This window comes from Marinicrinis sediminis, assembly GCF_042685085.1.
Classification (GTDB): domain Bacteria; phylum Bacillota; class Bacilli; order Paenibacillales; family KCTC-33676; genus Marinicrinis; species Marinicrinis sediminis.
This window is the reverse complement of sequence record NZ_JBHUMM010000044.1, coordinates 67,633-88,808: the sequence shown is the minus strand read 5'-3', so window position 1 is coordinate 88,808 and position 21,176 is coordinate 67,633. Positions and strand designations below refer to the sequence as shown.

The 21,176-nt window shown below is 50.5% G+C and carries 18 protein-coding genes; 11 read left to right on the top strand and 7 right to left on the bottom strand.

Annotated elements, in window-relative coordinates:
- Nucleotides 1-7: 7 nt before the first annotated feature.
- The gene (locus tag ACFSUC_RS18205; protein WP_379931071.1) at nucleotides 8-541 is read left to right on the top strand and encodes a hypothetical protein; all 534 of its coding nucleotides are present in this window, start codon (nucleotides 8-10) and stop codon (nucleotides 539-541) included.
- A gap of 54 nt (nucleotides 542-595) precedes the next feature.
- Here ACFSUC_RS18205 and ACFSUC_RS18200 read toward each other — a convergent pair whose 3' ends face one another.
- From ACFSUC_RS18200 to ACFSUC_RS18180, 5 genes are all read right to left on the bottom strand, one after another.
- Nucleotides 596-847: a hypothetical protein gene (locus ACFSUC_RS18200; protein WP_379931070.1), complete on the bottom strand. Its 252-nt coding sequence runs from the start codon at nucleotides 845-847 to the stop codon at nucleotides 596-598.
- 2 nt (nucleotides 848-849) lie between these two features.
- On the bottom strand, nucleotides 850-2,253 hold the full coding sequence (locus ACFSUC_RS18195; RefSeq protein WP_379931069.1) for a radical SAM protein: 1,404 nt from the start codon (nucleotides 2,251-2,253) through the stop codon (nucleotides 850-852).
- Nucleotides 2,246-3,004 carry a prolipoprotein diacylglyceryl transferase gene (locus ACFSUC_RS18190; RefSeq protein ID WP_379931117.1) on the bottom strand — a complete coding sequence of 253 codons (759 nt, stop codon included), beginning with the start codon at nucleotides 3,002-3,004 and terminating at the stop codon, nucleotides 2,246-2,248. Before ACFSUC_RS18190 ends, ACFSUC_RS18195 begins: the two co-directional genes overlap by 8 nt.
- A 171-nt stretch (nucleotides 3,005-3,175) precedes the next feature.
- Nucleotides 3,176-4,201 (bottom strand): FecCD family ABC transporter permease, encoded by a 1,026-nt coding sequence (locus tag ACFSUC_RS18185; RefSeq protein WP_379931068.1) that lies wholly within the window; start codon nucleotides 4,199-4,201, stop codon nucleotides 3,176-3,178.
- A complete protein-coding gene (locus ACFSUC_RS18180) occupies nucleotides 4,194-5,204 on the bottom strand; it encodes a FecCD family ABC transporter permease (RefSeq protein ID WP_379931067.1) in 1,011 nt (336 codons plus the stop codon). Before ACFSUC_RS18180 ends, ACFSUC_RS18185 begins: the two co-directional genes overlap by 8 nt.
- A gap of 249 nt (nucleotides 5,205-5,453) precedes the next feature.
- On the opposite strand from ACFSUC_RS18180, the gene ACFSUC_RS18175 reads away from it, so the two are divergent.
- Nucleotides 5,454-6,488, top strand: a complete 1,035-nt coding sequence (locus ACFSUC_RS18175) for an ABC transporter substrate-binding protein (protein WP_379931066.1) — start codon at nucleotides 5,454-5,456, stop codon at nucleotides 6,486-6,488.
- Between the two features lie 220 nt (nucleotides 6,489-6,708).
- Here ACFSUC_RS18175 and ACFSUC_RS18170 read toward each other — a convergent pair whose 3' ends face one another.
- Complete coding sequence (locus tag ACFSUC_RS18170) at nucleotides 6,709-7,230, bottom strand: FixH family protein (protein WP_379931065.1); 522 nt, start codon at nucleotides 7,228-7,230, stop codon at nucleotides 6,709-6,711.
- A 192-nt stretch (nucleotides 7,231-7,422) separates the two neighbouring features.
- On the opposite strand from ACFSUC_RS18170, the gene ACFSUC_RS18165 reads away from it, so the two are divergent.
- The 6 genes from ACFSUC_RS18165 (at nucleotide 7,423) to ACFSUC_RS18140 (ending at nucleotide 16,410) form a co-directional block, all read left to right on the top strand.
- Nucleotides 7,423-8,445 (top strand): LLM class flavin-dependent oxidoreductase, encoded by a 1,023-nt coding sequence (locus ACFSUC_RS18165; RefSeq protein ID WP_379931064.1) that lies wholly within the window; start codon nucleotides 7,423-7,425, stop codon nucleotides 8,443-8,445.
- 93 nt (nucleotides 8,446-8,538) lie between these two features.
- A complete protein-coding gene (gene cysK, locus ACFSUC_RS18160; protein WP_379931063.1) occupies nucleotides 8,539-9,465 on the top strand; it encodes a cysteine synthase A in 927 nt (308 codons plus the stop codon).
- Nucleotides 9,466-9,624: 159 nt separating this feature from the next.
- A complete protein-coding gene (locus tag ACFSUC_RS18155) occupies nucleotides 9,625-10,593 on the top strand; it encodes a LacI family DNA-binding transcriptional regulator (protein WP_379931062.1) in 969 nt (322 codons plus the stop codon).
- A gap of 83 nt (nucleotides 10,594-10,676) precedes the next feature.
- Nucleotides 10,677-13,925, top strand: coding sequence for an EAL domain-containing protein (locus ACFSUC_RS18150; protein WP_379931061.1), 3,249 nt, complete (start codon nucleotides 10,677-10,679; stop codon nucleotides 13,923-13,925).
- Nucleotides 13,926-13,966: 41 nt separating this feature from the next.
- Nucleotides 13,967-14,464, top strand: a complete 498-nt coding sequence (locus ACFSUC_RS18145; protein WP_379931060.1) for a GAF domain-containing protein — start codon at nucleotides 13,967-13,969, stop codon at nucleotides 14,462-14,464.
- A gap of 293 nt (nucleotides 14,465-14,757) precedes the next feature.
- Entirely contained in the window at nucleotides 14,758-16,410 is a 1,653-nt protein-coding gene (locus tag ACFSUC_RS18140; RefSeq protein WP_379931116.1) for a glutamine--tRNA ligase/YqeY domain fusion protein, read from the top strand.
- Nucleotides 16,411-16,499: 89 nt separating this feature from the next.
- On the opposite strand, the gene ACFSUC_RS18135 is transcribed toward ACFSUC_RS18140, so the two are convergent.
- Nucleotides 16,500-17,828, bottom strand: coding sequence for a hemolysin family protein (locus ACFSUC_RS18135; protein ID WP_379931059.1), 1,329 nt, complete (start codon nucleotides 17,826-17,828; stop codon nucleotides 16,500-16,502).
- A 335-nt stretch (nucleotides 17,829-18,163) separates the two neighbouring features.
- Here ACFSUC_RS18135 and ACFSUC_RS18130 point away from each other — a divergent pair, with 335 nt between their 5' ends.
- The 3 genes from ACFSUC_RS18130 to ACFSUC_RS18120 all read left to right on the top strand — a co-directional run bounded on the left by ACFSUC_RS18130 (nucleotide 18,164) and on the right by ACFSUC_RS18120 (nucleotide 21,167).
- A complete protein-coding gene (locus tag ACFSUC_RS18130; RefSeq protein ID WP_379931058.1) occupies nucleotides 18,164-19,156 on the top strand; it encodes a YbgA family protein in 993 nt (330 codons plus the stop codon).
- A 315-nt stretch (nucleotides 19,157-19,471) separates the two neighbouring features.
- Nucleotides 19,472-20,209 carry a hypothetical protein gene (locus tag ACFSUC_RS18125; RefSeq protein ID WP_379931057.1) on the top strand — a complete coding sequence of 246 codons (738 nt, stop codon included), beginning with the start codon at nucleotides 19,472-19,474 and terminating at the stop codon, nucleotides 20,207-20,209.
- A gap of 4 nt (nucleotides 20,210-20,213) precedes the next feature.
- The gene (locus ACFSUC_RS18120) at nucleotides 20,214-21,167 is read left to right on the top strand and encodes a hypothetical protein (RefSeq protein WP_379931056.1); all 954 of its coding nucleotides are present in this window, start codon (nucleotides 20,214-20,216) and stop codon (nucleotides 21,165-21,167) included.
- Nucleotides 21,168-21,176 lie beyond the last annotated feature (9 nt).

Below are 21,176 nucleotides of genomic sequence, written 5' to 3'. Positions count from 1 at the left end.
AATGTAGGTGAATGTTGTGAAAAGCGCAAAAGTAATAACAGTTTCCATTTTACTGGTTATTTTCGCGCTATCTGTATTAGCGGCTGTATACGTTTATTCAAGTACAGATGCAATGAAAGCAGATGAAGACATCATACGTGAGCATGGTTTCCCAAATAAAAGGATTGTGCATTCATTCGAACATGACAATCGAAAGATCATTTTTTACGAACAGTTGCGAACGGATCAGATAGGAGTAGTTTGTTTGGAAAAAAGTTGGTTTTCACAAAAAGTGAAAGGAAGTGGCGGGTTTCTTGTGAGAAACAGTACCAACCAAGTCAACTGGGCATTTACACAACTAAATCTTGATAAGGAAAACGGACTCCCCATATTGTATGGCGTTATTGATTCCCATCACACGCAATTAGAAGTTGAATACATCTCTAATGGAAAAGTAACGGTTGATAAGGCGATCATCACCCAGGATAGCGGTGATGAAAGTTTTTGGTACTTAATACTGGATACAGCCTTTGAAGACAAACCGCCCATTTTTCATTTCTAATTTCTCTCCCTTGCAGGGGAGGGATTAGAGAAAATGCTCTTGTTCATCTGTTCATTACCAAAACGAGACGAAAACCAGTCCAAAGCAGGCCGAGTTGACCAGAAAGGTGATGAGTGCACCGATCAGCAGGCCTTGCAGAAATCGGTATGTTTTCTTGACAACAGCGAAAACAACAAGAGGGGCGAGATAGATAATCTGAGCCATCCCGATTAAAATGAAGACCATCGGCCACAGAAACCAGATGAGGTGACAGAGCGACAGGACGAGAATCCCGATACCAAGCCGGTCATAGCGCGGAGCTGTCATACTTATTCCCCCTCTATTTTGCTGCGAATCGGCGTGAGCCGTTCTTCCAGGCCATCGCGGTAAAACAGATTGTACGTATCAAATGGGATGATGCGTCCATCCGGATGCGCGATGTGCACACAGGAGCGCTTCACAGACCGTATATCCAGGTCTCTCGCATCCATGAACTGCATGATCAGCACACGAAACACATTCTCATAGCTCAGGCTGGCAGGCGCCTCCACCTTGGGCAGACAACATAGCAATTCGCGCAAGGAAGACGGGGTGGATTCAGGTGTCTGACTCAGGGAAAACAGCTGATTCATCTTGGCACGAAGTTCGGCATCCTGTTCGAACACAATCGTATTGCGTCCGCCTTCCAGCAGCATATCTGGCGGCAAAAGACCGGTTAAAGGGAGGACTTCCTCGCCCAGCTTCAAGGCATAGGCCATGGCCAGCGCATCGGGATGACAAGGAACGGGAATCAGATCATCGGAGTCAAATAAATCAGACTGTTCCAAAATTTTCGTTCGTACCTCACTTAACGTCAATCGATGTTCACCCGGGTCATATTGATCGAGCCGGCCGGCCTCTTGAATGGGCTGGAAGGTCACTCCTCTTACGGCAGGCTGCTGGATGGCATAGTTCAAAATCGATCCAAGTTGATCATCATTCAACCCTCGTTTGACCGTCACGACAAGCGTAGTAGAGAGGCCAAACTCATTCAGATGATAGAGCGCTTTTTCCCGAATCATGCTGAGGTCAGCTCCGCGCAACTCTTTCAGCACATGCGGCTCCAGGCTGTCAAATTGCAAATAGATCTCGATGCCAGGCATGTAGGCAGCCAGCTTGCGTACGAATTCCCGATCCTGCGCGATCTTGATGCCATTGGTGTTAATCATGAGGTGACGGATTGGCCTCGCTTTGGCGGCATCCAGGATGGCGAAGAATTCTGGATGAATCGTAGGTTCGCCTCCACTGATCTGCACCACATCCGGTTCCTTCTCATTCGCTACCACCGCATCCAGCATTGACTCAATCACCTGCAGGGAACGAAATTGTTCGCGATGAGGGGACGAATTGGCATAGCAGATCGGGCATTCCAGATTACAGCGATCCGTGACCTCTATCAGGGTCAGGCAGCTATGTTGTTCATGATCGGGGCAAAGTCCGCAGTCATAAGGACAACCATAACGAATCGGCGTATTGAAGCGGTGGGGCATCTCTGACGGCTTGATGTAATGTCTGCATTTCAGATAATAATCTTTGTCAGTGGAAATGAGCACTTTCTCAGGGCCGTGCTTCAGGCACCGTTTTACTAAATAAACGCGTTCTTCCTCAAAAATAATCTTCGCTTCCACTTTTTCATAACAAACAGAGCAAATACTCGCCGTCAAATCATAATACGTATAGGCTCGATTAGGCATGCACTTCATTCCTCTCTCGCAAATATGAACGCTGAATCAGATAGAGATAGTAGATGATACCCAGCAGCGCTGCCAGCTGAATACTGGTAAAGGGTCCGTAGGCCGTAAAGGTTGGTTTGATAAAATCAATGAGAAGTCGATAGGAAAGGTAGCCTAGCATAAACCATTGAAAGCGGGCCCCTTCATATTGGAAAGGTTGATATCTGGATGTGAGAGAGAGGAAGAGGCCAAGCGATAGCAGAAACACGATTTCATAGAGGGAAGTAGGATGACGCAATATCCCGTCGCCCAGGTCCATGCCCGTCGGGAACGAAGTCGGATTGCCATAGGTTCGATCGGTAACGCCGGACAGAAAACAGCCGATTCTGCCTATACTCATTCCGACAATCAGCGGGAGTACCATCGCATCTCCAGTAGAGCGGGAATAGTTGAGCTTTTTCTTCATCAGTTCGACGCCTATCAGTCCGCCCAGCAATCCGCCTACAATCGTCTTGCCTTCCATGAGATATACCGGGTCGAGCAAATGGTGAGAGGTCAGGCCGGGATTTTCCAGCCAATATAGCAGCTTGGAGCCGAGCGCAGCTCCGCTGATGGCCCCGATCACAATCCAAAGCCCCTGGGCACTGGAGAGCTGGTTTTTGGGGCGCAGCTTCATATAGAGGCGGAAGCCGATAAAGTAAGCCAATGTTTCAAAAAGCAAATGGGGATGCATGCGTGCAAATCCTAGAGAGATATATACAGGAAACTCCATACCCTCACCTCGATCATCGCCGTGCAGCAAGCCAAAAGCCCCCAATTGTGAGCGGGGGCTTTTCTTGTGCCCGGCTAACTTGCTCTCTCTGTACTGTACCACAGGAGAGGTGGGGAATTCATCTCTATACGGATTGTATGTGATAGATGCACCGCCTAGCAGGTCCGGTTGTTATCTTCTATATAGTAAATAGAGAAAGAAAGGTGCGCCGATGCTGGCGGTGAAGACACCAGCAGGGATATCGAGCGGCTCGAACAGCATCCGCCCTGCCAGATCCGCTGCCAGCAGGATCATTCCACCTGTGAGGGCCGAGACGGGGATTAGAATACCGTATGTAGGCCCCACCAACTTGCGTGCAATATGAGGGGCCAGCAAGCCGATAAAGGCAATCGTACCCGCAAATCCGACCGCTGCTCCCGCAAGCGCAACGCTGAATAGCAGTAAAAGCATGCGATTCAATTGCAGACGAATGCCAAGCCCTGTCGCGGTCTGATCCCCCAGAGCCATAACATTCAATTGATTGGAGAAGAGCCAGGCCAATGGAATAAAGACGGCTACCCAGGGAAACAGCGCATTTACATCCGCCCAGCTTGTCCCGTAAATGCTCCCTGTCATCCAGTTCAACACTTGAGAAGCGAGATGGGCAGGTCCACTTAGAAACAAAAAGGTGGTGATGGCGTGCAGGGCGGTAGAGATACCCAGCCCGATCAGAACAAGCCTGTAAGGGGATACGCCGTCCTTCCATGCGAACATATAGTTTAAACTCGCTGCAAAAAATGCCCCGGCAATGGCGATGAGAGGCGTCCAGTGAATGCTGTACGTTCCGGTGAACAAGGTCATGAAAGCGACGACAAATACAGAGGCACCGCCAGTGACCCCTAGCAGGTCAGGCGCGGCTAACGGGTTGCGAATAATCCCCTGAAGCAAGGCCCCTGAAACGGCTAACGCAGCGCCGATGAGCAGAGCAGCCACCATGCGCGCAAGCCGGAATTCGATAATAACGAGTTCATGATTGGGCTCTCCCATACCGAGAAGCACCTTGATCGTGTTCCAAAATGAGATCGACATACTTCCCATGGAAAGGTTAAGGATAGATAGCAATAAGGTCAAGACGATGAGTGAGATTGTAACCAGTACAATTCGTTTTTTGGAATGCTGCGAATGGAACGAATGATGTTGGGATTCCAATTTAGACATAGGTTCTCCTTCTCGCGATATAGATCAGGAATGGCACGCCCAGAAAAGCGGTCATGACCCCTACCGGTACCTCTTTGGGCATCAGCAAAAATCGGCTGCCCACATCGGCTGCCACCAGCAAAATAGCTCCTGTAAGCCCGCAATAGGGCAGCAGCCAGCGGTGGTCATTGCCAACGAGATATCGGCATAGATGAGGAACGATCAAGCCCACAAATGCGATAGGCCCTGCGATGGCGACAGAACTTCCTGCCAGCATCACGACGGCAAGGCCGGACAGCAAACGAACGAGCCACACCCGCTGCCCAAGCCCCCGGGACACATCATCCCCGAGTGCCATAATATTGAATTTGCCTGACAGGGCAAACGTCAGCAGCCAGCCTAGTAAGAGATAGGGCAGCACGACATACAGATGATCCAGTTCGCGTCCGGCAACCGATCCGACCAGCCAGAACATCGCTTGATCCAGTGACTGCTTGTCGATCAGCATGATCCCGGAGGTGACTGAGGAACCAAAGGCTGCGATCGCGGCTCCTGCCAGCGTGAGTTTAATAGGGGTATAGCCTTCGGCCCCCTGTGAACTGAGTAGAAATACGACCGCTGCTGTGATCGATGCACCGATTAGAGCTACCCAGATCATCGCAGACAGCGTGAGCTGAGACCCAAGCAGGGAAATCCCGATAACAAGAAACAGCACCGCTCCGGCGTTAATCCCGAGTATGGAAGGAGAGGCGAGCGGATTTTTCGTCAGTACCTGCATCATCGCCCCCGCCATAGCCAGGCTCCCTCCCACAATGGCGCCGATGAAGGCACGCGGCACGCGGGTGTCCATAATGATGAGATGCTCGACAGAACCGTCAAAGCGGGTCCATGCCTGCCAGAGTGTTTCCAGCCTGAACTGCTGGAGACCGAACAGCATACTGGCCAGCATGCAGAGCAGAAGCAATAGCGTTCCGGCCAGCAGCCCATACATTTTCGCGTGTCGATGCTGCAACAAGATGTTCATATTTGTTTTTCCACCTAACTGAGTTTATGTATCACATGATTTTCATCATGATCTGATTCGAATCCCTTTCATTGTAAGAGTTGTTATCCAGCACTGTCAATGATTTTGAAAATCATTCTCATAAAAATATTGACATCACTCAGGACGCATGATATATTAGGCATCGTTGATAATGATTTTCATTACCATCGAATATCAGATATCTACAGTATCGGATATCTACATATCAAAAGGGGAGAGAAGAGTATCATGCAAAATCAAGCAAAACGTCTCAGATTGAATGCTTTTATCATGATCATGGCTGTCATCATGCTGGTTGTTGCCGGTTGTGGCGGGAACAACAACAGTGCGAATACAGGCAACAATGGCAGCAATTCCAATGTGGCTGCTGAGGAGAATACAGCGGCAAATACTGAACATACAGGTACACAGAGTGAGGAAGTCAGAGTCATTGAGCATGCGATGGGATCGACGGAGATCGAGGGAACACCAGAGCGCGTCGTTATTCTGACAAACGAAGGTACAGAAGCGTTGCTCGCGGTTGGTGTTAAGCCAGTCGGTGCCGTGATGTCCTGGATTGGTGATCCGTGGTATGACCACATCAAGGATGAGATGGAAGGCGTAGAAATGGTCGGGGATGAGCTTCAGCCGAATATCGAGTTGATTGCAAGCCTTCAGCCGGATTTGATTATCGGGAATAAGGTTCGTCAGGAAAAAATCTATGATCAGCTAAACCAAATTGCTCCGACCGTATTTGCAGAGGATCTGGCAGGGGACTGGAAGATCAATTTTGCCTTGTACACCGATGCCTTAAATAAAAAAGCAGAGGGCGAAGAATTGATGGCCGCCTATGATCAGCGAGTGGAAGAAGTGAAATCCAAGCTGGGCGACAAGGCCGATACGAAAGTATCCGTTGTTCGCTTCACGGCTGGAGATGTTCGAATCTATCAGAAGCAAACCTTCAGCGGCGTACTGTTGAGTCAGTTGGGTGTTGCGAGACCTGCTTCCCAGGATAAAGATCAGTTTATTGAAAAGCTGACCAAGGAGCGTATTCCGGATATGGACGGCGATGTGATGTTCTACTTCGTTTCTGAAGCGCCAGGCTCCAGCGATGCAGCCAACGTAGCCAAGGATTGGTTAGAAGATCCACTGTTCCAAAGCCTGAACGTAGCGAAAAACGATAAAGTTATTGAAGTAAACGAAGCCATCTGGAATACAGCGGGCGGATACAAGGCAGCCAACCTGCTGCTGGATGAGATCGCTGCTTATTTCGAAGTACAATAGTCGTGTACGCGAGCGCAATCATCTTGGGTTAATCTATAAAAGCCGAGCATGTGATGGGGTCAAGGTCAAACGCCCCTATCCTGCTTCGGCTTTTTAATATATAGAAGGACGTATAAAAATGGCACATAAAAATAACCGCTCGGCGATATTCCCGAGCGGATAATCCAAAGTCTGTAGTATGTCGCGATGATTTAGCTCGTTTCATGCTGTCGTCATTCATCTAATGATTATGGTGTGTGTCATCGTCATGCATCATATCGTCATGATGCATGTCTTCATCCATGTGAGATTCTTCTTCTTGCCCTTCATCCATCGGGGCAGGACTGCCTACAGTGATGGCCTTTTTCGGCATGCGATGGGTGTCTCTGGCTGTAACGTGAGAGACTGCGTAGTAATGGGCTTCTTCTTCAAATGTATAGGATATGCCATATACCCCTTCGCCCAGGTGCTGGCCTTCGATCATCTCATGATCCTCTTCACCATGTTTCCATACTTCAAAGCGAACCTCGTCCGCATCTTCGACCGCTTCTCCCTCCAGCTTAACTGACGCCTGTAGCTCTGCGGAATCTCCCGGTTGAAGTACGTCAGGATTTACCGTCAGCTCAACATCCAGAATAACTTGCTTGGGCGGCGTGGTAGAGCGCATATCATTATGACTGTTTTCCTGGTTACCGTTGTCCCCACATGCAGACAATACAAGCAGGGCGGAAAGAATCATGATAAACCATTGTATGTTCTTCATTTCAAACGTCCTTTCTAATAGAAAAGTATCCGTATTCCTCTTCATTGTAATGGACGGCCTGGATGAGGTACAATCCCAGTGTTGACTATTTCATGACAATCCAAACCGGGTAAACAAAGAGAACATAGACCGATCCCAATGGCATTGCCTCACATCTATGCGCACACAACAATCGAAGAAGAAGGTGACATCATGGTCAAATTAAGTATATTGGATCAATCCCCTATCGCAAAAGGACTAGGACCGACGGAAGCCCTTCAGCAGACGACCCGGCTCGTCCAGGAAGCAGAGAAGCTCGGCTACCATCGGTTCTGGGTATCGGAGCATCATCATACGTACAGCCTGGCAGGCTCCAGTCCGGAAGTCCTGATTCCCCATCTGGCGGCAAAAACAGAGCGCATACGGCTCGGTTCAGGAGGGGTCATGCTTCCTCACTACAGCGCCTACAAGGTAGCGGAAAATTTTCAGTTGCTTGAAGCGCTCTACCCCAAACGCATTGATCTGGGCATTGGACGGGCGCCGGGAGGGATGCCTATTGCCACCAGAGCTTTGCAGGAGGGTAAGCCTCGGGGCGTGGATCTGTATCCCCAGCAGATCGATGATCTCTTGCACTATATCTATCAGCCCGATGAACAGCACCGATTTGCTGATCTGAAGGCCACGCCGTTAACCGCTACGCAGCCCGAGCTCTGGATGCTGGGTTCGAGCTATGGAAGTGCGGGTATGGCGGCAGCCAAAGGTGCTGCCTTTGCCTTCGCCCAGTTTATTAACGGGGATGGCGGTATCGCATCGGTTCACGGGTATCAGGAGCAGTTCCGCCCATCTGCAGCCTGGCGAGAACCGTATACGATGCTCGCGATTTTTGTCATCTGTGCGGATACGGATGCGGAGGCAGATGCCTTGGCAAGCAGTCTGGACTTGTCCTTGCTACTGCTTGAAAAAGGGTATACCTCCGCTGGCGGTTTCCCTTCTCCTGAGGAAGCGAAGGGATATACCTATGATGCGTTTGACAGGAGCCGTGTGCGGCATAATCGGCAGCGCATGGTTGTCGGGGGGCCTCAAAGTGTGAAGCAGCAACTGGAGATGTTGCAGCAGGAGTACCGGGCTGATGAGCTTATGGCGGTAACCATTACGCATGATTTCGAGGCGAAACTTCATTCCTATCGCCTGCTTGCAGAACAGTTCGGACTGGAGAAAGCTGAAATATCCAGCTAAGCGGACAGCAATTGCGTTGACGAATTGCTGTCATTCTCCTACAATGGAGCATTATTGACCTGCACGATATCCAGGCAGAGGGGAGGCACCAACATGAAGATGGTCTCATCCATCGTCGAGTTGATCGGTGAAACGCCGATCGTCAAGCTTAACCGGATACCCGATTCACAAGGCGCGAACGTATATATCAAACTGGAGTATTTCAATCCGGGCAAAAGTGTCAAGGATCGCGCCGCCTCGAATATGATTCACATGGCGGAGCGAGAAGGGAAGCTGATTCCCGGCAAAAGCACGGTCATAGAGCCTACGTCAGGCAATACAGGCATCGGACTGGCAATGGTATGTGCAGCAAAAGGATATCCGTGTATCATTACGATGCCCGAAAATGCGACCCAGGAGAGGGTCAACGTACTAAAGGCCTACGGAGCACGTGTTCATCTAACAGATCGGACAATGGGAATGCGCGGTGCGATTGCCAAGGCGCAGGAACTGGCAGAAACAGTGCCGAACAGCTTTATTCCCATGCAGTTTGACAATCAGGCCAATTCGGATGCCCATCGTCGCACGACAGCGGTAGAAATACTGGAGGCCTTCGACGGGAAGCTCGACGCCATGGTGCTGACAGCCGGTACAGGGGGAACCGTGACCGGAGTAGGGGAAGAGCTGCGCAAGGCGCTTCCGGATTTGAAGATTTACGTCGTGGAGCCTGCCGGTTCGCCGGTTCTGTCCGGTGGACAGCCAGGCCCGCACAAAATTCCAGGAACGGGACCCGGCTTTGTGCCGACTATTTTGAATCGGGAGATTTTCGATGAGCTCCTGCATATTCAGGATGATGACGCCCAGCACATGGCCAGACGACTGGCAGCGGAGGAAGGCATTCTCGTCGGGGCGTCTTCGGCTGCTTCCGCACATTTCGCCATACAGATCGCCAGTACGCTGTCGCCTGACGCCCGGGTACTGAGCATCGCCCCAGACAGCGGGGAACGGTATTTGTCCTCGGACTTATTTGCGAGCGAGTAAATCGGACAGCATTTCACGGACAGCATACAGCATGGAAGACAGGATGAGAAAGGTCATACTTTCAAATCCTGTCTTTTTTTCTTGACAGAAGGAAAACGATACCTATAATATGTTCACAGACTGGCACAGAATGGAGTAAAAGGAAGAAGGGTATTTCAGATGAAAAAAGTAACCTTGAAGGACATTGCCGCAGAAGCAGGTGTTTCTGTAGCGACCGTTAGCTATGTGCTGAATAAATCACGCACACAGACGATTACACCAGAGACCAAGCAGAAAATCTGGGATGCAGCCTACAAGCTGAACTACTTTGATCATCATGCGAAAGCCGCCCTCAAGAAAAAACACCCCAGCAAAAGAGTCGGCATCTTGCTGACGAATCATCCCTACCAACTCGTTTCCAAGTATATGTTGTATAGCTCTTTTATCCATCAGATTGAGACCGGAATGAAAGCGAAGGGTTACCAGGTCAGTGTGAGCACCATCGAAGCCAATTTTCCACAGCTCGATTTAATTCAGACACTTGATGTAGACGGCTTGATTGTGGTAGACGGATGGGAAACGACGATTCAGCTGATTTCCTCCAAGGTGGGATTCGGCACGCCGCTCCTGCTTGTGGACAGTTGGCTGGAAGATCCGCTGTTCCATTATGTTTTTCCGGATTACAATGAGCTGCTCGACCGACTGGAAAACTCACATGGACAAGCCTCACAGGGTCCCGTGCTGGTGATCATGGAACAGCTGTATCATGCAACGCTGCAGGATCAGATTGCATCTCGTTGTGCAGTCTCGCCTCATTTGGAGTTGATTCGTCTGACGCACGGTGAAGAGCAGCTGAAGGCCATCTTGCAGCGACAGCCGAATCAGCCTGTTGTCGTGCTGCATGAAGCGATGGCGCTCATGGCAGCCAAATATATCGAGAGCCGAAACATTACAGTGCTGCAGCAGGATCGTTCTTCCGAGCTGTTGCCGCCGGATATGAATGTATGGTCGCTAGAGCGCCCCAAGGGCGAGCTGGCGCTGGAGCTGCTGCAAAAAATGATTTCCAACCCGTATATGAAAATCCCCCCATATGGAAGGATCGGATTAGCGAATCAGCCTAACCAGAAGTCAGGGAGAGACAGGTCATGAAAAGGGGTTTGCCTCAGAATGTCGAATAAAGTCAAGACAAGTATGTACGGTCGAACGCAGAACGATCATGTTGAGGTGTGAGCATGGTAAACCTTTCATCGCTAATTATTGGGAGCATTACGCTGTTGGCTGCTTGTTGTATCCTGATCCTGAATCGACGCCTCAGCCTGAACAACCGCCAGCTTGAAGAACAAATGCAGTATTATCAATCGCTGTACAGCCATAATCCGAATGCGGTCATCATCTTCAATGTGAACCGCACCATCCGTGAGGTCAATCCTCAGACCGTTGAACAGTTCGGTTATCTGGAAACCGAAATGAGGGGTCAGAGCTTTGCGCCTATCGTACTGCCTGAATATAAAGCGCACACCATCGAGCAGTTTGAGAAAGCGTGTGCCGGACAGTCGGTTCAGTTCGAATCGGCGATACGGGATGCAGATGGTGTATGTCGAAACTTGTGGATCACGAACCTTCCGATCTTTGTAGGCCATACGGTGAAGGGCGTGTATGCCATTATTCAGGATATGACAGAGAAGAAGAAGGCTGAGCATCTGATCAGGCAACTGGCCTATTATGATACGTTGACAGGGCTGCCGAACCGCTCCAGCCTGATGGAGAAGCTGAGGGAGCGACACAAGGCGATCTCTGGCAAGGACAAGCAAGCTTCAGACTCCTCTTACGCCATCCTTTATATTGATATTCACCAATTCAAGCAAATGAATGAAATGATGGGACATGCACACGGTGATGAACTGATGAAGCTGATCGCAGAGCGAATCCATCGATTCGTGAAGCAGAAAGGACAGTTGTATCGGCTGGAAGGTGATGAGTTTATCGCGCTGGTCAATCAGGTTAATGACCGCCAGGCCATGGAGCTGGGTCAGGAAATGACGCGTCATTTTACCCAGCCCTTCTATGTCAGCCACTATGAGCTGCATGTCAGACTGAGCATCGGTATTAGCGTGTATCCGCAGCATGCGGATGACCCGGATGGGCTTATACACGCCGCTCAGGCTGCGATGATTGCAGCCAAGCAGCACGGGAGCACCAGGGTCAACCTCTATGCCCTCAAAGAATATGAGCGGTTGCAGGAACGAAATGAACTGCAAGCTGAGCTATACCACGCCTTGCAAAGCGAGGAATTGGTGCTGTTGTATCAGCCGATGGTGGATCTGCAGCGCGGGAAAATCGTCGGTGTGGAAACCCTCGTGCGCTGGCAGCACCCGACACGCGGCCTGTTGACTCCGCAGCACTTCATTCCACTGGCTGAAGAGAACGGGTATATCATTCCACTGGGGCAATATGTGCTGGAGAAAGCCTGCCACCAGATGAGAAGGTGGAAAGATGAGGGACTGGACCTGCAATTTGTCTCGGTAAATATCTCAGCAAGACAGGTGCACCAGTCGGATATTTGCCAGACCGTCAGACAAGCGCTCGATGAGGCCAAGTTATCAGCCCATTGCCTGGAGTTGGAGTTGACCGAGAGTGTGACGATGGACATTCAGCGCACAGAACTGGTGCTGTCGGAGCTGAAGAAGCTGGGCGTACAGATCAGCATCGATGACTTCGGTACGGGCTACAGCTCCCTCGCCTACTTAAAGCGGATGCCGCTGGACAAGCTGAAGATTGATCGCTCTTTTATTGAAGACTGTGTGTATGATCTGCATGATGCGCACATTGTAAGAGCGATCACAGCGATGTCCCGTAGTTTGAACCTGCGAGTGACGGCCGAGGGTGTAGAGAAACGGGAGCAGCTGACTTTTTTGCAAAATGAACTGTGCGATGAAGCGCAGGGCTATTTATTCTCCCCGCCCATCTCAGCGGAGGAATTCAGTCGGAAGGTCGAACATATCGAGCGCCAAATAGCGGAGATGGGGCTGCGCAAGGCATTTACGGAACAGGTCAAAATGAATGAGTCTATCCGGATGCTGGAGCAGGATCTGCGCGACATTCTCAGGTTGCAGCAGGGGATGATGATGAAGGTCCAGCGGGTAGACGGACGATTTGTCCATACTTTTTGCGAGGGCGAGCTCATTTACCGGATGGGCCTCATCCCGGATCAGCTAATCGGCAAGACCGTATGGGACATCGGGATGTCAGAGGAGACGGCCAGATTTACAGAAGAACATTATGCGGCTGCGTGGGATGGCAAGCATCATGTGACCTATGAAGGACAAATCGGCAGAATCGGCTACCTGGCTACGCTGCGCCCTGTATATCGTGGAGGCAAGGTCGTAGAGATTGTCGGCATTCTCATTGATATTACCGAGCGTCGCGAGATGGAAGCGGAATTGAAACGAAGTGAAATGAAGTACCGGTTCATCGCTGAGAATACAATGGATCTATTAATATCCTTGAATCGCAACGAGCAAATCGTCTATGTCTCTCCGTCCTGCATCGAGATGCTTGGCTACCTGCCTTATGACCTTGAGCACAGGCGGGTGCATGAAGTGCAGTTGATTGACGGGTGGAATGGATTTGAGTCGGAATTTGCCGCTTTTGCCGATCAACAGTCCTCGCTCGTCAAGCAGTGGGACTTGCTGCATCGCAATGGCAGCCGCATCTGTACAGAAGCGACCTGTTCGCCGATCTGGGGGAAGGACGGGCAACTGGAGCAGGTCATCATTGCAGCCAGAGACATGACCGAGCAGCGTAAAACGGAAACGCTGATTCGGCAGTCAGATCGACTGAATGTTGTCGGGGAGCTCGCAGCCGGGGTCGCCCATGAGATTCGCAATCCGCTGACTGCCATCAAGGGATTCGTGAAGCTGCTGCAACAAAATCAGCGCAAGGATCATTATTATGAAATCATGCTGGAGGAACTGGAACGCATTGAAATGATCGTGACGGAACTGCTCATGCTGTCCAAGCCTCAGGCGGTGACGTATTCGGATGTCCAACTCAATGAACTGCTGCATGATCTCATTACCTTGCTGGACACCCAGGCGATTATGAACAATATCGGCTTTAAATTGATCACCGATCAGGACATTCCCGTCATGAAAAGCAACGTGCACCAATTGAAACAGGTTCTGATCAACTTGATCAAAAATGCGATGGAATCGATGAATCATGGCGGGATCATAGAGTTGTCTACGGCTTATGCGGATCATTGGGTATATATCCGGATTGTGGATGAAGGAAGCGGGATTAGTGAAGAACGCATGAAGAATCTGGGCGAGCCGTTTTACAGCACGAAGGAAAAGGGAGTGGGACTCGGGCTGACTGTCAGCAACAAGATTGTGAAGGAACTCGGGGGGACCATCCGAATTACGAGCAAGGTGGGCGAAGGAACGGATGTGGTCGTGGCACTTCCACTGCAAAAAGAGTAAAATAGGTGCGAACCGCTATCTATTTGCGAGGAGGTACACACATGTTTCAAGCATCAAAGCTAAACGTTCAAACGGCAGAAGATTATGCCATGTTAAATAAACAGCTCGAAGCGCTGCTCGATGGCGAGCAGAACGCCATCGCCAATCTGGCAAACAGCTCCGCCCTGCTGATGCAGGCGCTGTCCGATATTAACTGGGCAGGGTTTTATTTGTGGGAGACGCATTCCAGTCAGCTGGTGCTGGGCCCTTTTCAAGGCTTGCCAGCCTGTGTGCGCATAGACAGTGGCAAGGGTGTGTGCGGGACGGCATTTGAGCGCAGGCAAACGATGAGAGTGGCGAATGTTCACCAGTTTCCGGGTCATATTGCCTGTGACGCCGCTTCTCAGTCTGAGATCGTCATCCCACTCGTACGGGAAGGGCAAGCAATCGGGGTGCTGGATATTGACAGTCCTTCCGTCAACCGGTTCAGTGAAGTCGATCAGGCTGGGCTGGAGGCATTCGTGCAAACCCTGATGCCGTTTCTGGAACAATGGCACTGATCGGACATCCATCCCTTCGGTTTTCTGTTTTTTAGCATGCCCCAAGTGCGGGCGTGCTTTTTTACTTTCTGGTGTGCGCGTGATTGGGACGGGATAAAACAGACCATCAAAAAGCGAGGATGAGGCGATGAAGAAGCTTTGCGGTCCAACGCCAACACCTTTATAATGGGAATGTACATGGAGAAAGCTGGCTATTATAATGGAATAATAGCTTTCACCGAAAGTAGACACGGTAATTTGGATGGGGAAAAGATGGGGAAAGGCAGGATTTGCACATGGAAAAGGAAACGCATATGAATGAACATACGCATTTTATCAAAGCCATTATTTCAGAGGATGTGAAGACGGGCAAGGTGAAGGAAGTCATTACACGCTTCCCGCCTGAACCGAACGGCTATTTGCATATTGGACATGCGAAGTCAATCTGCCTCAATTTTGATCTGGCTGATGAATTTGGCGGCAAAACCCATTTGCGGTTTGATGATACGAATCCGCTCAAGGAAGATGTGGAATTTGTAGAAGCCATCAAGGAAGATGTAGAGTGGCTGGGCTATAGCTGGGACGGGCTGTTTTTCGCTTCGGATTACTTTGAGGACATGTATCAATGTGCGGTGCGCCTGATTGAAAAGGGGCTGGCTTATGTCGATGACCTCAATGGGGATCAAATTCGGGAGATGCGCGGAACCTTGACAGAACCGGGCAAGGAGAGTCCGTACCGCAGTCGCTCCGTACAAGAGAATCTGGACTTGTTCGAGCGCATGCGCAAGGGTGAATTCGGAGACGGCGAAAAGGTGCTGAGAGCGAAGATTGATATGGCTTCTCCCAACATCAACCTGAGAGACCCTGTATTGTATCGAATCTCCCACACCGCTCATCATCATGCTGGAGATGCCTGGTGCATTTACCCGATGTACAGCTTTGCCCACCCGCTGGAAGATGCCATCGAGGGGGTCACGCATTCGATCTGTACACTGGAGTTCGAGGATCAGCGACCGCTGTATGACTGGGTGATTGCACAGTGTGAGATGCCGAACGTTCCCCGTCAGTATGAATTTGCCCGGTTGAACGTCACGCAAACCGTCATGAGCAAACGCAAGCTGAAACAGCTGGTGGATGAGCAGAAGGTGGACGGATGGGATGACCCGCGGATGCCGACCATTTCTGGGTTGCGACGCAGAGGTTATACCGCAGCGTCCATCAGGCAGTTCGTGCGGGAGATCGGGGTGACCAAGAGCAACAGCACCGTCGATCACAAGATGATGGAGTATTTCGTACGGGAGGATCTGAAGCTGAAAGCGCCACGTACGATGGGCGTCGTTCGACCACTCAAGGTTGTGATCACCAACTACCCGGAGGGACAGGTAGAATGGCTGGAGGCCGAAAACAATCCGGAGAATCCGGAAATGGGCACGCGAAAAATTCCGTTCTCCAGAGAGATCTATATCGAACAAGAGGATTTCATGGAGGACCCGCCCAAGAAATACTTCCGATTGTTTCCTGGCAATGAAGTGCGTCTGAAGCATGCCTATTTCATCAAGTGCGAAGAGGTGATCAAGGACGAGCAAGGGAACGTCACGGAGATTCATTGCACGTATGATCCGGAAACGAAGAGCGGCAGCGGATTTACAGGCCGCAAGGTGAAGGGGACTCTGCACTGGGTGGAGGCGACTCAGGCTGTACCAGCGGAATTCCGTCTGTATGAACCGCTCATTTCCGAAGAGGAGACCGAGGAAGGACAGAGCTTCCTCGATCATATTAACCCGAACTCACTGGAAGTCAGTGCCGGCTATGTGGAGCAGGGCATGAAGGAAGCACAAGCCCAGGATAAATTCCAGTTTTTCCGCCACGGATATTTTAATGTCGATCCGAAGCACTCGCTGCCTGGCAAACCCGTCTTTAATCTAATTGTATCGTTGAAGAGTTCCTTCGTCCTGCCGAAAGGCTGATGGAAGAGCCAAGCAAAAAACCCGCCAGAGCGATGCCTGCGTATACGCGCAGCATCTGTCTCTTGAGCGGGTTTCTTTCTATCTATCCGTTATGCCGTTGGAGGTGGCTCTGTGGTGGCAGCCAGCTTCTCGATGTGTACACGCAGGACACGCATTTGATCGGTTTCCTCAATCGTGAACTGATAGCCCTCGTAGCTGACAGACTGTCCCTTTTCCGGTGGCAGTTCCACCTGGGAGATCAGCCAGCCGCCAATGGTGTCATAGTCTTCACTCTCAATCTCGATCAGCAGAAGCTGGTTGACCTCTTCGATCAACACGCGACCATCCAGGGAATACAAGTGTTTGCCAAGCTTCTCGATCTCAGCACGTTCATTGTCAAACTCATCCTGGATCTCTCCGACGATCTCTTCGATGATATCTTCCATCGTCACAAGGCCGGATGTGCCGCCATATTCATCAAACAATATCGCCATCTGCGTGCGGTTCTTCTGCATGAGCTTGAGCAGGTTGCTGATCTGAATTGAATCAGGAACACGCGGCAGCGGGCGTATGATGGCGTGCAGGTCACCGTTTTGACCGTTCTCGCGGTTTTCCTTCAGCAAATCCTTCATATGCACAAAGCCGACAATATGATCCTTGTCCGCTTCAAAGACCGGGAAGCGGGTAAAGGTCTTCTGTAAAGCGAACTCCACATTTTCCGCAAAAGCCAGGCCCGTTTGCAGTCCGATGATCTCGGTACGCGGGATCATAATTTCTCTTGCGTGTGTGTCTGCGAAGTCGAAGATGTTGTCCACCAGCGTCAGTTCGGTATTGTCGATCAGACCGCTACGGTGACTTTCCTTCATCAGGATGCGTATTTCTTCTTCCGTGTGTGCCGACTCGTGCTCACCAGCCGGCTCAATGCCGACCATCTTCAAAATGTAGTTGGCTGTTCCATTCAGCAGCCAGATAAATGGACTCATCACCTTGCGGAATGCAATCATCGGAATAGCCGCCCACAGCGTCACAGAATCGGATTTCCGAATGGCAAGCGTCTTCGGTGCCAGCTCACCCAGTACGATGTGCAGGACGGTGATGATCGTAAATGCAATAATGAAGGAGATCGTATGCAGGGCCACATCGCCCACACCCATCTTGGTCAGCATCGGTTCCAGCAAATGGGCAATCGCCGGTTCCCCGATCCACCCAAGACCCAGGGAAGCGAGGGTAATCCCTAATTGACAGGCGGAGAGATATGCATCGAGATGATCCACCAGATTGCGGGCGAACTTGGCCTTGCGGTTTCCTTCGTCAATCAGCGACTGGATGCGGCTCTTCCGCACCTTGACCATGGCAAACTCGGCTGCCACAAAAAATCCGTTCAAAAAAACGAGAAATAGGACCAGGGATAGATTTAGAACAATGGGTAATAGTGACATGTAGATTGGTACCGTTCTCTTCAATGCCGGCTAGCTAACACACAGGGTTAGCCGCAGGGGTCGACAGAACGGCGCACCTCCTTTAATTTAGCCTCATCTGAAATGCCATGCAGGTGTTGCGGGATACGTGCTTGTGTTCTTAGCATCATATCGGATGTTGAAATTTATACGCGATAACAGGTTGGGGGGGGTTCAATTTGCGTCTCTTTTCAAATCACTCGCTTCTTGTTATATTCAGGATACTGAAATGAGTATACCATATTCAGGCATACTTGCGCTGAGAGACAGGCACGTCAGGCTGAACTTGCCATTCACCACAGAAAGGAAGGTACCGGATGGATACACAACCGTATCAATTTGCCAAACCCACTGTTGTCGTAAGCAAATGTCTGGAGTTTGAAGCCTGCCGCTATAATGGTGACCGCGTGCCGGATCAAACCGTTCGAAACCTGAAGCCCTATGTCCGGTTTATACCCGTCTGTCCCGAGGTTGAAATCGGTCTTGGGACCCCGCGTGAGACGATTCGACTGGTGACGGGAGAGGGAGACGGCATTCGTTTGATTCAGCCTTCGACCGGAACGGATCTGACCGGGAAGATGGACACTTTTGCTGTTCAGTTTCTCGATGCCCTCGAAGGGGAAGATGTCGATGGATTCATATTGAAAAATCGTTCTCCAAGCTGCGGTATCCGTGATGTCAAAGTGTATGCAGGTGCGGAGCGTGCTCCCGTCGTCGATCGCGCCAGCGGTCGCTTCGCGGCACATATTTTGGAGCGATTTCCCGGACAGGCCATAGAGGAGGAGGGGAGATTGTCCAATTTCACGATTCGTGAGCATTTCTTGACCAAGCTGTTCACGATGGCTGAATTTCGGGAACAGAAGCAGAACCCTTCCATGAAAAAGCTGGTTCAGTTCCATTCCAGGCATAAATATCTGTTTATGGCGTACAATCAGACCCAGCTCAAGGAAATGGGGCGGGTTGTAGCCAATCATGAACAGCGGTCTATTGCACAGGTCTGGGACAAGTATGGCGAGCATCTGGGCAAGCTGTTTGCCAAAGCAGCCCGCTATACGTCCAACATCAATGTGTGTGAACATATTATGGGCTACTTCAAGAAAGAGCTGTCGGCAAAAGAAAAAGCGTACTTCAAGGAATTGCTCGTGAAATACCAGGATCGCAAAATTCCGCTCGGCAACCTGCTGACCCTGCTGCGTTCCTGGGTGCTGCGATTTGACCAGATCTATTTGCAGCAACAGTCGTTTTTTGAACCCTATCCGGAGGTGCTGGTCGAACTTTCAGACTCCGGAAAGGGAAGGAACTATTCCTAACAGACAAGTGAAAACACGCTGGAACGAGGGGATGATCGCATACCGCGCGATCTCGCTCGTTCTTTTTTTTGTGAATAGGTGGCTTTACACTCACTTCTCGACAAAGAGAGCGTTAATTTATACAGGATTCAACGAAAATAGAACCTGATGACCCAACGAATTTAGACAAACATTTTACATGATTCCCTTTACAATTAGGCTAGCGAAAATGGACAAGGACAGCGGGGTGAGCAGAGAGGGGGAAGAATACTGGATACACATCATCATTATGGACAGGCAGTGGTATGTGGAGAAGAAAAACTGAGCTATGTCGCATTGAGGGAAGCCATTGGACGCAAGCAGGATGAACTGTGCAAGTGGAGCGTCCAGCAGCATCACCGCATTTATTTGGATATACCGGATTCGATGACCTCCATCGAATGGATTTTGGCCGCCGCTTTTTTTGGCTGCAGTATTTTTGTAGCCGATCATTATTTGTCCAGGGAGGAGAGGCAACAGGAACTGGAGCATTTTGCCCCCGACTATCAGATATGCGCGGATGTGCCAGAGGAAAGCAGTCAGTACACCGTATTTCGCAAGGAAGTCGGCTACTTTATTTATCCGTGCGCCGCTTTGCAGCCCGTAGAGGAACTGCAGCTTCACGGAAAACTGGAGTGGGTCGATCCCCGAATTGATGGTCTGGACCCTGATCATACGGAGACCTATGCCGGGGAACTGTTAATGCTGTCCCCGTTCAGCGATCCAAGAGCCAGACAAATTCTCATTCACTGCATACTGAATGGCGGGACGGTATTCATTCCCGAGGATGGAGATAAACAGACCTATATTCAGCTGCTTCTGAAAGGGATGGATGGCATGTATGTGCATCCTACCCGTTGGCCTACTTTTGCAGATGCCTGGAAAAAAACGCGTCCGTTTCTCCGTTATTCCCCTTACTGGTTTCCACGGAAAACCAGGCAGACCGAACAGCTCCGGGTGATCGAACACCCGCGAGACAGACAAACGGCTGTCTATCATTCTGTTAAATCCACATATGAAAGGTTGGGTGGGTAAGCGCATGTTATCGTTGACAGCAGCGTATCATCCCTTTGTATCCGCTGCGCTGAACTATATTCGTCAGGTGTATCACATCCCGATGGAAATGAAACATACCTGTTTCCCTCCCCTGTTTGCCCTGCATGCAGGAGATGGTGGACTTTCTATTAACGCTCCCAAGGAGCTGCTCAAAACCTGTCTGAAGCCGATGAACGGGAAGATTGAATTTGCCAGATTTCACGATTACATGGAAGCGATGGAATTTGCCGAATGGCATGTGCGGGAGCAGGGGCCACTACCGGTGCAAATTAACCGAAGGCATCATCCGTTGGACCCGACGCCGTTCGATATCGATGCGGACCAGTTGTGGATGCTGATCGAAAAAAATGGAGAGGATCAGTATCGCTTTTATGATCCCTTGATCGAAGACATTATGGAGATTAGCGGGCACCAACTGCGAAAAGCGATGGATACCCCGATCAATTACGATGGAGCGAATGGCTTTCAGCCCTTCATGACCGTGGAGTTTACCCATGCGGAAGCAGCTGGGGAAGCGTTTCGAACGCATTACTCGAATGAGGCGCTGATTCAGAAATGGACCCAGCAGCCTTATCCGCTGGAGGATAATCTCAAGGCAGTGACGATGTTTACGGAGGAACTGCGAAGCAGGCAGAAGCGCGTGCATACCCTCAAGGAACGGTATGGATTGCTGGAGTCCTTCCAGATCATCCGTGCTTCCAGAGAATGCATCGACCAGCATGTGAACGGCATGTCCACGAATAAACAAGCCCAGGAGCGCTTTCCGCTGTGGGCAACAAATGCCAGTCGATGCTCCGCCTATCTGCTGAGTTATAGCGAAGAACTGCTGCAGGCCCTGGATGAGGGCTTGCGAAGAGCGGTACTGGTGGAATGCCGCTGGATTGAGCATATTAGTGAACGGTATACCAAATACCAGCGTTATCAGGAATATGTATAGTGGACAAGG

Excerpts from the sequence above, each read along its gene's own strand:
- ACFSUC_RS18200 (WP_379931070.1), bottom strand. The coding sequence starts at position 847 with ATGACAGCTCCGCGCTATGACCGGCTTGGTATCGGGATTCTCGTCCTG.
- ACFSUC_RS18195 (WP_379931069.1), bottom strand. The coding sequence starts at position 2,253 with ATGCCTAATCGAGCCTATACGTATTATGATTTGACGGCGAGTATTTGC.
- ACFSUC_RS18190 (WP_379931117.1), bottom strand. The coding sequence starts at position 3,004 with ATGGAGTTTCCTGTATATATCTCTCTAGGATTTGCACGCATGCATCCC.
- ACFSUC_RS18185 (WP_379931068.1), bottom strand. The coding sequence starts at position 4,201 with ATGTCTAAATTGGAATCCCAACATCATTCGTTCCATTCGCAGCATTCC.
- ACFSUC_RS18180 (WP_379931067.1), bottom strand. The coding sequence starts at position 5,204 with ATGAACATCTTGTTGCAGCATCGACACGCGAAAATGTATGGGCTGCTG.
- ACFSUC_RS18175 (WP_379931066.1), top strand. The coding sequence starts at position 5,454 with ATGCAAAATCAAGCAAAACGTCTCAGATTGAATGCTTTTATCATGATC.
- ACFSUC_RS18170 (WP_379931065.1), bottom strand. The coding sequence starts at position 7,230 with ATGAAGAACATACAATGGTTTATCATGATTCTTTCCGCCCTGCTTGTA.
- ACFSUC_RS18165 (WP_379931064.1), top strand. The coding sequence starts at position 7,423 with ATGGTCAAATTAAGTATATTGGATCAATCCCCTATCGCAAAAGGACTA.
- cysK (WP_379931063.1), top strand. The coding sequence starts at position 8,539 with ATGAAGATGGTCTCATCCATCGTCGAGTTGATCGGTGAAACGCCGATC.
- ACFSUC_RS18155 (WP_379931062.1), top strand. The coding sequence starts at position 9,625 with ATGAAAAAAGTAACCTTGAAGGACATTGCCGCAGAAGCAGGTGTTTCT.
- ACFSUC_RS18150 (WP_379931061.1), top strand. The coding sequence starts at position 10,677 with ATGGTAAACCTTTCATCGCTAATTATTGGGAGCATTACGCTGTTGGCT.
- ACFSUC_RS18145 (WP_379931060.1), top strand. The coding sequence starts at position 13,967 with ATGTTTCAAGCATCAAAGCTAAACGTTCAAACGGCAGAAGATTATGCC.
- ACFSUC_RS18140 (WP_379931116.1), top strand. The coding sequence starts at position 14,758 with ATGAATGAACATACGCATTTTATCAAAGCCATTATTTCAGAGGATGTG.
- ACFSUC_RS18135 (WP_379931059.1), bottom strand. The coding sequence starts at position 17,828 with ATGTCACTATTACCCATTGTTCTAAATCTATCCCTGGTCCTATTTCTC.
- ACFSUC_RS18130 (WP_379931058.1), top strand. The coding sequence starts at position 18,164 with ATGGATACACAACCGTATCAATTTGCCAAACCCACTGTTGTCGTAAGC.
- ACFSUC_RS18120 (WP_379931056.1), top strand. The coding sequence starts at position 20,214 with ATGTTATCGTTGACAGCAGCGTATCATCCCTTTGTATCCGCTGCGCTG.